Genomic DNA, 12680 nt, shown 5'->3' with positions numbered 1-12680 from the left:
TTTCAAGCGTAAGGCTTACCCCTTTAAGTATCTAATTTTTGTTTTGACCGGTGGTATAGCTCTTTTTCAAATTCTTAACCGTAATAAACATACCTATTGTCCCATCCCTCTTTTTAATAATGAAACCATGTTATTCAAAAGACTTTCCATCTCAATGGTCTGATCTTCCGTGGGCTCATTCTTGAATTCGCTAACTTTTGCCATAATCTCCATAGAGAATTTTTCCGTTACTCCCTGAAAAAAGAGCAGAAGGGTTTTGTCGTCTAAGTCATCGCGGATCGTTCCTCTTTTTTTGCCGTTGGCAATAAGCTTTAGCTCATATTCCTCGCCAATTCGGTATAACTCATTGTTTGCTTCCTGAACTAATACACCATACTTACCCGAGGAGACGGCCATTGAAAACGAAACCAGCAAAGGCTCTTTTTTTATTAATTCAAAACGTTCACGATTTCCTGAAAGAAAGTAGTCGTATACGTCCATGTCCTTAAGAGGGGTTTGCCTATCGATAATTCTCATAAAATATTCCAATGACCATGTGATGGAATATAAAAACAACTCTTTTTTATCGTCAAAATATTGATAAATGCTTCCTTTAGCGACTCCGGCGTTTTGTGCAATTACTTCGATTTTTGATTTCTCAAATCCATGTGCCTGAAATTCTTCGATAGCTGCTCTCATGATTCTTTCCTGCTTATCGTCGTCAAGACGGTTAAAAGTTCTTTTTGGCAATTTTTATGCCCTCCAATTACAATATGACTCACTGGTCACATTATATGACTAGCAGGTCACATTGTCAATAGGTTAATATAAGATTTTAATATTCCGGAATCTACAGGGTAATTTTGCAGAAAAAAAGCCTGTATCAAAATAGCATTTTACTATTTTGATACAGGCTATGTTAGCATTCAGGCTTAAAAAATGAATGTTAATGCGAATTTATGACAACCTGTTTTTAAAATCATCATAAATAAATGTATGCAGAATCTTACAATTTTTTTCTCTGTCACATAAAGCGATGGAGGGCAGCGGCATACCGTTGAAAGTATTGTTTTTCACCATTGAGTAAATAGCCATATCGCCGAAAATCAACCGGTCTCCAGCACCGAGCGGTTTATCAAAGGAATAATCGCCGATAATATCGCCTGCAAGGCAGGTCGGGCCACCTAAACGGTATGTGTACTCTTTTTCGTTTGGCAGGCCTGATTCAAGAACAGGAGGGCGGTAGGGCATTTCCAGTACATCAGGCATATGGCAGGCAGCTGAGGTGTCGAGTATCGCAATATCTATTCCATTGTGCAAAGTATCAATTACAGTAGTCACTAAAAATCCCGCGTTTAAAGCTATAGCTTCTCCGGGCTCAAGATAAACTTCTACGCCGTATTTTTCCTGTATCCTAGTAATGCACTTTTCAAGAGCAGCTATGTTATATCCGGGTCTGGTTATATGATGACCGCCTCCAAAGTTCAGCCATTTCATCTGAGGCAGAAACGTTCCAAACCGCTCTTCTACGGCTTCAACCGTTTTAATCAGTGCATCAGAGTCCTGTTCGCAGAGGGTATGAAAATGAAGGCCGGAGACACCCTCAAGTAATTCTGGTTTAAAGTTTTCACGTGTGACTCCGAGACGGGAACCGGGGGCGCAAGGGTCATAAATGGCATGTCCATCCTGTGTTGAAAATTCAGGGTTGATCCTAAGCCCGATTCTTTTTCCAGCATTAAGCACCAGGCCTTTAAACTTTTCAAGCTGTGAAAACGAGTTAAAAACAATGTGGTCGCAAAGCGATATTATTTCATCAAAATTCTCGTCACGGTAGGCAGGGGAGAATATGTGGTTTTCTTTACCCATTTCGTCATGCCCGAGCCTTGCCTCGTATAGACCGCTTGCCGCAGTTCCGCTTAGATATTTACCGATAAGAGGATACAGCGCGTACATTGAAAACGCTTTTTGTGCGAGCAGAATGCGGCAACCGGTGCGATCCATAACACCGCGGAGAATCTTTAGATTTTTTTCAATAAGCGTTTCATCAACAACGTAGCATGGGGTGGGCAACTGATCTATCCTCATATCAGTCAACCAGCTCTGGGGCAAAGCTTTCTTTCCAGGGCAGACCCCACTTGTTAAGTTCATCCATAAAGGGATCGGGATCAAATTCTTCAATATTGTGGACGCCGGGCTTATTCCATGTCCCGGTCATTATCATCATAGCGCCTATCATTGCGGGGACGCCGGTTGTATAAGAAATCGCCTGTGAGCCAAGTTCGCGATAGCATTCCTGATGATCGCAGACGTTGTAAACGTAATACGTCTTTTCTATACCGTCTTTTTTGCCTCGGAAGATGCAGCCGATGTTTGTCTTGCCTTTTGTGCGCGGGCCGAGAGTTGCAGGATCTGGCAGAACTGACTTTAAAAACTGAAGCGGAACGATTTGTTTTCCTTCGTAGGTTATGGGTTCGATGGACGTCATTCCTACATCTTGAAGACAGCGAAGGTGGTTAAGATAGCTTTCGCCAAACGTCATAAAGAACCGTATGCGTTTAATGCCCGGCATATTTAATGCAAGGGATTCAAGTTCTTCATGGTGGAGAAGATACATCTTCTTTTCACCGACTTCCGGGAAATCATAGGTTCTTGCAATTTCCATAGGCTCTGTTTCAATCCATTTGCCGTTCTCCCAGTAACTGCCGTTTGCAGAAACTTCACGGATATTGATTTCCGGGTTGAAGTTTGTAGCAAACGGATAGCCATGATCGCCGGCATTGCAGTCGAGGATATCGATATAATTGATCTCGTCAAAATAGTGCTTAAGCGCATATGCAGAAAACACACCGGTAACACCCGGGTCAAAGCCGCTTCCGAGAAGTGCTGTGATTCCTGCTTTTTTAAAACGTTCATTATATGCCCATTGCCATTTATACTCAAACTTAGGCGTATCCTCAGGTTCATAATTTGCCGTATCGACATAGCTGGTTTTTGTTGCAAGGCAGGCATCCATAATGGTCAGATCCTGATAAGGCAAAGCCAGATTTAGTACAACATCAGGCTTTTCCCTTTAATAAGCGAAACCAAAGCGTCTACGTCATTGGCATCCACTTCGGCAGTTGTTATTTTTGTTTTGCTGGCGGATAATTTATTTTTTAATTCATTACATTTAGATATTGTACGGCTGGCAATGCAGATCTCGTTAAAAACGCTGTTGTTTTGACAGCATTTTTGGATAGCCACACTGGCAACACCGCCGCATCCGATTATAAGTGCTTTTCCCATTTCACTTTACCCCTTTACTATCTTTGATTTTACAATATAAAAAACGCAGATGATAAGCGGCCACTCATCACTTGCGTTTAGAAACCATCAGTATTTTGCAAACAAAAACAATAAATATGTTTTTATCAATCAAAATAAGGACTTTCAGAGTCTATATAGCAAAAAATTACTTTTACTACTCTTATTGACCGTTTCACAAGTTGAATGTGCGATGCCGCACCGGTTATAAGTAACCAACTTATAAAATTTGAGCTTTTAACTCAATCAATAAGGCAACGGAAGTTGCCATTCGGCATTCGACCCGGCTTGTCCGTAAGCCTTAGCTTTTCTAAAAAAGCGGTCAAAATTTTTGCTTTCAAAACTCTGTATAAAACTTTGTTTTGTGGAATTCTCAATTAATTATATTGTTGTATGCTTAAAAAGTCAAGATTAATTTGAAAAGGCAGAATATTGTCAGCGTTCCTCATTTTCTATAATTTCTTAGCGTTTCTTTCATACTATCACTTAGCTGTGTTGTAACCTCCACAGAAAACACTTTACCCGTCGGCTTATGTTTAACTGTAGCTGTCAGGTGGTAGGTGTTTCCGCCTAAATTTTTTGCGCCCGAGTTGAGAAGTTCATATTCATTCAAGTGTGATTTCATATATTCAATAGAAGAAATTGATGAGTCATCAGAGGCGGTGTTGGTTTTTTCCGTTTTCGCAGCCGGCGTTGAATTTGGAGCGGATGCAGTTTTACCCGCAGAAGACGCTGATGTCCCGGCGGGTGTGTTATCTTTTTTTTGCGATGTATCAGCAGATGGTGAATCTGCATTCTGACCGGCATCGGTTACAGTTATTGAGTCCATTATATTTTTAACCTCGTCAGGGTGCGTGACCGCTTCTTTTATTACGGAGTTTACAACCTTTGACTTATCGTCACCTAATGAACTTATTTTAGTTTGAAGATAATAATAAGCACCGCCTCCGGCAACTGCCAGCACTAATATCGGTGTAAGTATGAACCATAAAACCTTTTTCTTCATAACATCCTCTTGATTTGTTTATTATATCAATATAATTATATCTCAACGCTTTGAGTAAATAAACTTAATTTATAAAATATGCATCAATTAAAATTCGGATATAGCTTATGCTCATTTAAGCCGCTGGTTATTTGAAAAAAAATCCTTCCATGGATCACTGGCATCAATTCTTTTCAGTGCGTCTGACATATTTACGCCGTCGGGAGTCACCGAATCGAGTTCGTTCCATGAGATAGGCATGGAAACAAAAGCACCTTTTCTTGCCCTGATGGAGTAGGGGGCAATACTTGTAGCGCCCCTGCCGTTTCGAATCCAATCAATGAAAATCTTGTTTGACCGCTTATTTTTTCTTACATTGCTTGTATAACGATCAGGCCACTGCTGTTCCATTATTTCGGCAATACGCTTTGCAAAACTGTAAAACGTATCCCAAGATGCAGCCGGCTTGAAAGGTACGACCACGTGATAGCCTTTGCCGCCGCTTGTCTTAAGATACGAGTTGAGCGAAAGCTGGTCAAGGATACTTTTTACATCCCTCACGCCCTGCCGCACCCTTGCAAGCTCCATTCCCTCATCTGGATCCAGATCGAATACCATCATATCGGGCTTTTCGAGGTCTTCTGCGCGGCTGCCCCATGTATGAAATTCCAATGTTCCCATCTGTGCCTCATAAATAAGCCCGGACGGATTATCAATATAGAAATACTCTTCCTGTTCTCCGCTGCTGTTCAAAACCGACACTGTGACGATTCCCTTATTACTGGGACCGGGGTGCTTTTTAAAGAAACAGGACTGGGATATTCCCTTAGGACACCGCACAATACTAAGAATTCTGTAACCTACATAAGGCAACATGTGGTCTGCAACCTTGGAATAATAATCCACAATATCCGCTTTTGTGATTTTAGGGTCATCAAACATAACCTTATCCGGACTTGTAATTTTAATTCCATTAATTAAAATACTATCGCCTGTTGCTTTCATTGGTTTCTCCATATCTTTAGAGGATTGTTTCTCTTTCGGCTTTTCATCTATTTCGTCATCCGAATTTTCTTTTTTTATATCCCTAGGGTTCTTGTCAGTTCGAAGCCCCTTAAAGCTTGCCTGCCTTAGCAGATTTTCTTTGGTCCACTCAGCGAATTTGACTTCTGCAACAAGCACAGGTTCAAGCCATATGAATTTTTCATTACTCTTAGGCTTAGGCGCCTCTATGAAAGGAGCGAAGTTTATCTTGATGCGTTCAAATTTATCTTCGAGCTCTTTCATGCTGCGTTCGGTCAGACCCGTTCCGGCACGACCGGCATAGATCAGCTCATTTTCTTCATAGATACCAAGGAGAAGCGAGCTTACGCCGCTTGTTTTTTTATCTGATAGAGTATATCCTCCAATGACAAATTCCTGTCTTTTATCGCACTTGAGTTTTATCCAATCGCCGTTTCTTGTTCCGCTGTATACAGAATCTGCTTTTTTTCCTACGATCCCCTCCATATTAGCGTTACAGGCGGCAAGATAGCTTTCCTTGCCGTTTCCTATGACATGCTGGCTATAGTAAAGGTTTTTAGGTGAATTTTTCATAAGGGCTTCAAGCTTTTGCTTTCTTTCAACCAAGGGGCTTCCTCTTAAATCTGCGCCATCCAGCGCCAGAAGGTCGAAAATGATATAAGTAAGATTTTGACCCTTCGGATTTTTCATATAGTTTTGCAGAGCCTGAAAATCCGTCTTGCCTTCCGCATCCGTGATCACCATTTCCCCGTCCAGAACCATAGCTCTTCCTGCCGCCCAATCGGCAAGGGAAACAGCGACGTCTTGAAATCTCTTTGTATAGTCATTGTCATTCCTGGTTAGAAGCTTTACATTGTTGGCCTCTACATATGCTAAAATCCTGTAGCCGTCGTACTTAAGCTCATAGAGCCAATCTTCATCATCTGGAATTGTATTTACTAGTTTGGCAAGCTGTACATCTGTCTTTAAAAAAGGATTTCGAGTAGTTTTTTCAGCTTTTCCTTCTTCAATTTCCACCATGCTGCGTCCGGTTCTGATGCTTTCGGTATATTCAGAAATCACATCCTCTGTTTTGGTGTAATCATCTTTTTCTTTTAGTAAGAGCCAATTATTCTTATCCTCGCCCGCTTTAGCTTTGAGTCGAATCAAAGCCCATTTTCCCTTAAGTCTTCTCCCTTTTAGAATAAACTTAAGCGAACCTTCGCTGAGACCTTTATTTACATCAACCTGTGGCTCCCAGTAGCCCTCATCCCAAAGCATTACAACCCCGCCGCCATATTCGCCTTTTGGAATAGTCCCTTCAAAGTTTCTGTATTCTAGGGGATGATCTTCAACTTGTACGGCTAGTCTTTTGTCACGGGTATTGTAGGAGGGACCTTTGGGAACCGCCCAGCTCAAAAGAGCTCCGTCCCATTCGAGACGAAGGTCATAGTGATCTCTTCGGGCTGAATGATGTTGGACGACAAACTTTAGATGTTCTTCGGGCTTTTCTGTTTTGCCTATTGGTTCGCTGGTCTTTTCAAAATTTCTTTTTTCGTTGTATTCTTCTAACTTTATAGTCATTTACATTACTCACTTTTTTGAATTCTGCAGCAAAGTTTCCGGTCATTATTATTAATATTTTACCTATATGGGCAAAATTTATCTAAAAATTAAAAAAATCTTTAGTCAAAAGTTGTTGACTAAAGATTTTTTATCGTTATGTGGATTTTGTTGTGGGGTTAGGGGAGTGAAACCATACTATTTTCTGCCGCTTTTTACTTTTAATCTTGACATAGCTCTTTGCAGCGCAGCACGAGAATTAATATATTCAACCTTGCTAAGCTGTCTTTGAAGTCTTTCTCTTGCTCTTTCCGCAGCTGCCAGTGCCCGGTTTTCATCGATTTCTTCCGGCCACTCTGCAGTATCCACAAATATAATAGTTTTGTCGTGTTCGATTTTCATAAAGCCTTCGGACGTATATGCCTCTAGCCATGTACCATCTTTCTTGATTTTTATGACACCGATCGAAACAGCTGCAACAAGCGGCATATGTCCGCTTAGAACGCCCATCTCGCCGTTTGGAGTAGTGAGAGTCAGCGTTTCTACATAATCAGAGTAAAAAGTTTTATTAGGTGTGATAATCTCTAAATATAAATTGTTAGCCATATTAATACCTACTACTACATAGTTTTAGCGGCATCATAAACCTCTTCGATAGTACCTTTCATGTAAAAGGCAGCCTCAGGAATATCATCCATTTTACCGTCGACAATTTCTTTAAAACCGCGTATAGTATCTTTTAGCGCAACATATTTACCCTCGTACCCGGTAAAGTTTGTGGCGACAAAGAATGGCTGAGACAGATATTTTTTAATCTTTCTTGCACGAAATACGATTTGTTTGTCTTCCTCAGTCAAATCATCCATACCCAAAATGGCGATAATATCCTGCAATTCTTTATACCTTTGAAGCACTTCCTGTACGCGGCGCGCAACCTCATAATGCTCCAAACCTAAGATTCTTGGGTCAAGCAATCTTGAGGTGGATTCAAGCGGATCAACTGCCGGGTAGATTCCTTCTTCAACAATCGCTCTTGATAAAACGGTGGTCGCATCAAGGTGAGCAAAAATTGTTGCAGGGGCAGGGTCAGTTAAATCGTCAGCAGGAACATAAACAGCCTGTACGGATGTTATAGAACCTTTTTTGGTAGATGCGATTCTTTCCTGCAGTGCACCAATATCAGTTGCAAGTGTTGGCTGATAACCAACAGCTGAAGGAATACGTCCTAAAAGCGCAGACACCTCTGAACCTGCCTGAATAAATCTGAAGATATTGTCAACGAACAATAAAACGTCCTGCTCCATTTTATCTCGGAAATATTCGGCAACTGTCAATCCGGTTAGTCCGACACGCATTCTTGCCCCGGGGGGTTCGTTCATTTGACCGAAAACCAAAGCGGTTTTTTCAATAACTCCGGATTCCGTCATATCATGCCACAGATCGTTGCCTTCACGTGATCTTTCGCCGACTCCGGTAAATACAGAATAACCGCCGTGTTCTGTTGCAATATTTCTGATTAATTCTTGAATCAGAACAGTTTTGCCGACTCCGGCTCCTCCAAACAGACCTATTTTACCGCCCTTTGCATATGGAGCTAGCAAGTCAATGACTTTAATTCCTGTCTCAAAAACTTCGGTCGCAGGCGTCTGTTCTTCAAAACTGGGAGCATCCCGGTGGATTGGCCAGTATTCTTCGGCAGTCAGTTCACCTTGCTTGTCTACAGCTTCTCCCAACACATTCATTACTCTGCCGAGAGTTCCTTTGCCGACAGGAATTTTAATCGGAGAACCCGTATCAACAGCGGGCAGGTTTCTGACAAGCCCTTCTGAGGTAGTCATTGACACGCATCTTACGGTGTTGTTGCCTAAATGCTGCATAACCTCAGCAGTAATTGTATTACCTTTATTATCGATCTTTATCGCGTTATATATTTTTGGCAGTTCACCGCTATCAAATCTGATATCGATAACAGGACCAATTACCTGAATTATATAACCTGTATTCATATAGCATTCGCTCCTTTGTTTTGCAGTATATGCCGTTAGCAATTACAGTGCTGAAGCGCCTCCGACAATTTCTGAAATTTCCTGCGTAATGGCAGCCTGCCTAGCTCTGTTATAGCTTAAGTTTAACTTACTAAGCATCTCATCTGCGTTTGTAGTCGCATTGTCCATGGCTGTCATTCTCGCGCTTTGCTCGCATGTAAATGCCTCAACTAATGCACTGTAAATGACACCTTTTATATATTTAGGAATAAGTACGTCAAATACCGCTTCAAGAGAGGGTTCATAGTTTATACTTCTGTCTATAACTAAGTTCTTATCATCTATTCCGAGTTCAGCTTTCAGTATACCAAGGCTTAGAGGAAGCAATCTGATAGCTTGAGGTATTAATCTTATAGAAGTATACATTCCGGTATAAGCAAGGTAGACTTCGTCAAGATCACCGTCTAGAAATTTTTTCAAGACGATTTTTGAAATCTCTTTAGCTCTTTTAACAGTCGGATTTTGAACTGGGTAATCAAAATCTTCATAGAGGTTAAAATTAGTCCTGCTGAAATAATTTTTACCCATGTAGCCAGCAACAAACAGCAGGGGATCTTCTGCGTCTTTTGCCATATCCTCTGCAAGTTTTATAATGTTATGGTTATAGCCGCCTGCCATCCCTTTATCGCCAGTTAATATGATTATACCTGTTTTCTTCTTTTCTTTGTTTCGGCCCTCTTCAAAATAAACATTTGAACGTCCTAATCCTTCACTGTGAGCAAGTATTTCAGCAATTGTAGTTTCAACTTTGTTGAAATACGGTTTGGTTTGCTCAAGCTGCTGTTTAGCTCTTTTAAGCTTAGATGCAGAAATAAGTTTCATTGCTTTTGTAATCTGCTGCGTTTCTTTGATGCTTTTGATTCTTGATTTTATTTCACGCATTCCTGCCATTGTTATATATCACCACCGTAACAGGCATAAAAGCATTAAGCTATAGTTGTCTTAAACTCTTTTATTGCCTGATTTAAAAGTTCTTCCATATCAGAACTTAAGGCCTTAGTATCACTGATTGATTTGAATATTTGAGGATATTTTTCCTTTATATATTCCAAAGCATCGTGGTTAAACTTTTTTACTTTATTGACCGGTATATCCAGCAGATATTCATTGATTGCAATATAAAGCAGAACAACTTGATCCTCAACTGCTAGTGGGGAGTATTGATCCTGCTTTAATGTCTCAAGAAGACGTTCGCCCTGTAACAGTTTACTTCTTGTCGCCTGATCAAGATCAGAACCAAACTGTGAAAAGACAGCCAGTTCTCGATATTGTGCCAAATTAACTCTAAGTGGACTGGCTATTTTTTTCATAGCTTTTATCTGTGCAGAACCGCCGACTCTTGATACTGAAATACCAACGTTGATTGCAGGACGCTGTCCGGAATAAAATAGCTCAGATTCCAAAAAGATCTGACCGTCGGTAATAGAAATAACGTTTGTAGGGATATATGCGGATACATCGCCGGCCTGTGTTTCAATGATAGGCAGCGCTGTAATAGACCCGCCGCCTAATTCATCGGAAAGTTTTGCGGCACGTTCAAGAAGTCTGGAATGAAGATAGAAGACGTCTCCCGGGAAAGCTTCTCTGCCCGGAGCCCTTTTCAATAATAATGACATTGCACGGTAAGCAACGGCATGTTTTGAAAGGTCGTCATAGACTATAAGCACGTCTTTATGTTCTTCAAACATGAAATATTCAGCCATAGCGCATCCGGCATATGGCGCTATATATTGAACCGTTGATAAATCATTAGCTGTTGATGATACAATAATAGAGTACTCCATTGCGCCAAATTCCTGAAGCGTATTATAAATACCCGCAACAGTAGATGCCTTTTGCCCAATGGCAACATAAATACAAATCACATCTTTGCCCTTTTGGTTAATGATTGTATCGATTGCTATTGCAGTTTTACCGGTTTGCCTGTCTCCGATAATTAGTTCACGCTGACCTCTGCCGATCGGAGTCATTGCATCAATTGCCATGATTCCAGTCTGCATAGGGGTATCGACAGATTTTCTATCAATAACGCCTGGCGCTAGAAATTCTATAGGTCTGGATTTATCGGTTATCAAACTGCCTTTGCCGTCTATTGGCTTGCCGAGAGGATTAACAACACGTCCGATAAGAGGGGAACCAACCGGGACTTCAACGGTTTTTCCGGTACTTTTAACTAAAGATCCCTCTTTGATATCCATTTCAGAGCCAAGCAAGACGCATCCAACGTTTTCTTCCTCCAGGTTCATTGCCATTCCGTAAATACCATTTTCGAATTCCAGCAATTCGCCATACATGCAATCGCTAAGCCCGTATACTCTAGCAATGCCATCTCCAACGCTTAGTACATACCCGACGTTTTTCTCTACGACTTCGTTTTGGTAATTTTCAATCTGCTGTTTAATAACAGCACTTATTTCTTCTGGTTTTAAAATCATAGTGTTCACCATACCCTGTTCATTGTGCATCTACATACTCATTGATGATCTTAATCTTCGTAAACTTTCTTTTAAGCTGGCATCATAAAGTTTATCGCCAATTGCGACCTTAATACCGCCTAGCAATGTTTTATCGTTTACCAAGGTTACTTTTACATCAGCAGAGTTATAAAGCTTTTTGTACTTTTCACTTACTAAATCGACATACTTCTGGTCTAACGGGATTGCTGATGTTATGGTGATACTCAGTATGTTCTTTTCTTTATCGAAAATTTTTATAAACTCTTCAAATATCTCCGGCAAATATTTTATACGGTTTTTGTCGAGCAATAACATCAGAAAATTTAAAGTATTTGTACCTATATTACTTTGAAAGACTCTTATCAGGTTCTTTTTATAATTTTTGCTTATTTTGGGGTCTAATATAAAGTTCTGAAACGTTTTTTCAGATTTATAAATATCGGTAACGGCAGTCAACTCGTCTTTATATGTTTCCAAAGCATTTTCCTGCTTAGCTAAGTCGAAAAATGCCTTTGCATACTGACGGCAAACAAGCGACATTATGCGGCACCTTCTTCACCCAAAAATTTTTTAATAATTTTCAAATTCTTGGCTGAGTCCACGTCCGATTCAATCACTTTTGAAGCGGCGCCGATTGTAAGATCTACAACCTGATTATAAACTTCTTTCAGCATTTGCTCACGCTCATGCTCTATTTCTTCTCTTGCTTTCTGCATAATAAAACTTGCTTCTTGATTTGCTTTTGCAATAATCTCATCAGAAATTCGATTACTCTTTTCAGTTGCATCCGCAATAATTTTTTCACCGACAAGTTTAGCATCACTTAATTGATTTTCATATTTAAGTTTAAGATCATTTGCCTCAGCCTCTTGTTTTTGTGCTTCTTCTATGGAATCTCTAATAGATTGAGTACGTTTTTCCATAAAACTGGTGACGGGCTTAAACAAAATTTTTCTTAATACAACATAAAGAATGATTAAATTTAGTGCTACCAAGATAAAATTATACGCATTCAAACTTTCCAACATGGATATCACCTCTTTTTAAGGTATTCTGCCGGCAAATTAACCGTTATCATATTTTATAAACCGGTTGTTACATTTTACCGATCAACATAATAGCGATAACAAAGCCAAAGATAGCCGTTACTTCTGACAGTGTTGCGAAGATCAAGCCGGTTGACATGATTTTGCCGGATGCTTCAGGGTTTCTTGCAACACCTTCCGATGCTTTTCCAGATGCAATACCTAAACCAATTCCAGCACCTAAACCTGCTAACATTGCAATTCCTGCTCCTATCGCAATAATTCCACTCATAATTGTTTCCTCCTATTCAATAACTTCTGA

At 40.3% G+C, this 12680-nt stretch carries 11 protein-coding genes and 1 pseudogene; all 12 read right to left on the bottom strand.

Annotated features, from left to right (window positions below):
* Positions 1–93: 93 nt before the first annotated feature.
* On the bottom strand, positions 94–729 hold the full coding sequence (locus Q8865_09240; protein ID MDP4153602.1) for a TetR/AcrR family transcriptional regulator: 636 nt from the start codon (positions 727–729) through the stop codon (positions 94–96).
* A gap of 207 nt (positions 730–936) precedes the next feature.
* Complete coding sequence (gene nspC / locus Q8865_09235) at positions 937–2064, bottom strand: carboxynorspermidine decarboxylase (protein MDP4153601.1); 1128 nt, start codon at positions 2062–2064, stop codon at positions 937–939.
* A 1-nt stretch (position 2065) separates the two neighbouring features.
* Positions 2066–3264, bottom strand: a pseudogene (locus Q8865_09230) (saccharopine dehydrogenase family protein).
* A 463-nt stretch (positions 3265–3727) separates the two neighbouring features.
* Positions 3728–4288 (bottom strand): hypothetical protein, encoded by a 561-nt coding sequence (locus tag Q8865_09225; protein MDP4153600.1) that lies wholly within the window; start codon positions 4286–4288, stop codon positions 3728–3730.
* A 111-nt stretch (positions 4289–4399) separates the two neighbouring features.
* The gene (gene ligD, locus Q8865_09220; protein ID MDP4153599.1) at positions 4400–6853 is read right to left on the bottom strand and encodes a DNA ligase D; all 2454 of its coding nucleotides are present in this window, start codon (positions 6851–6853) and stop codon (positions 4400–4402) included.
* A 177-nt stretch (positions 6854–7030) separates the two neighbouring features.
* Entirely contained in the window at positions 7031–7438 is a 408-nt protein-coding gene (gene atpC / locus Q8865_09215; GenBank protein ID MDP4153598.1) for an ATP synthase F1 subunit epsilon, read from the bottom strand.
* Between the two features lie 14 nt (positions 7439–7452).
* Positions 7453–8838, bottom strand: a complete 1386-nt coding sequence (gene atpD / locus Q8865_09210) for a F0F1 ATP synthase subunit beta (GenBank protein ID MDP4153597.1) — start codon at positions 8836–8838, stop codon at positions 7453–7455.
* A 42-nt stretch (positions 8839–8880) separates the two neighbouring features.
* Positions 8881–9768, bottom strand: a complete 888-nt coding sequence (gene atpG / locus Q8865_09205; protein MDP4153596.1) for an ATP synthase F1 subunit gamma — start codon at positions 9766–9768, stop codon at positions 8881–8883.
* Positions 9769–9803: 35 nt separating this feature from the next.
* Positions 9804–11312, bottom strand: a complete 1509-nt coding sequence (atpA, locus tag Q8865_09200; protein MDP4153595.1) for a F0F1 ATP synthase subunit alpha — start codon at positions 11310–11312, stop codon at positions 9804–9806.
* Between the two features lie 30 nt (positions 11313–11342).
* The gene (atpH, locus tag Q8865_09195; protein MDP4153594.1) at positions 11343–11873 is read right to left on the bottom strand and encodes an ATP synthase F1 subunit delta; all 531 of its coding nucleotides are present in this window, start codon (positions 11871–11873) and stop codon (positions 11343–11345) included.
* Positions 11873–12361 (bottom strand): F0F1 ATP synthase subunit B, encoded by a 489-nt coding sequence (gene atpF / locus Q8865_09190; GenBank protein ID MDP4153593.1) that lies wholly within the window; start codon positions 12359–12361, stop codon positions 11873–11875. Before atpF ends, atpH begins: the two co-directional genes overlap by 1 nt.
* Positions 12362–12428: 67 nt before the next feature.
* A complete protein-coding gene (gene atpE, locus Q8865_09185; protein ID MDP4153592.1) occupies positions 12429–12650 on the bottom strand; it encodes an ATP synthase F0 subunit C in 222 nt (73 codons plus the stop codon).
* Positions 12651–12680 lie beyond the last annotated feature (30 nt).

It is taken from the genome of Bacillota bacterium, from assembly GCA_030705925.1.
Lineage (GTDB): Bacteria > Bacillota > Clostridia > Oscillospirales > Feifaniaceae > JAUZPM01.
Note: the sequence above shows the minus strand (reverse complement) of the source record. Positions and strands in the feature narration are given on the sequence as shown.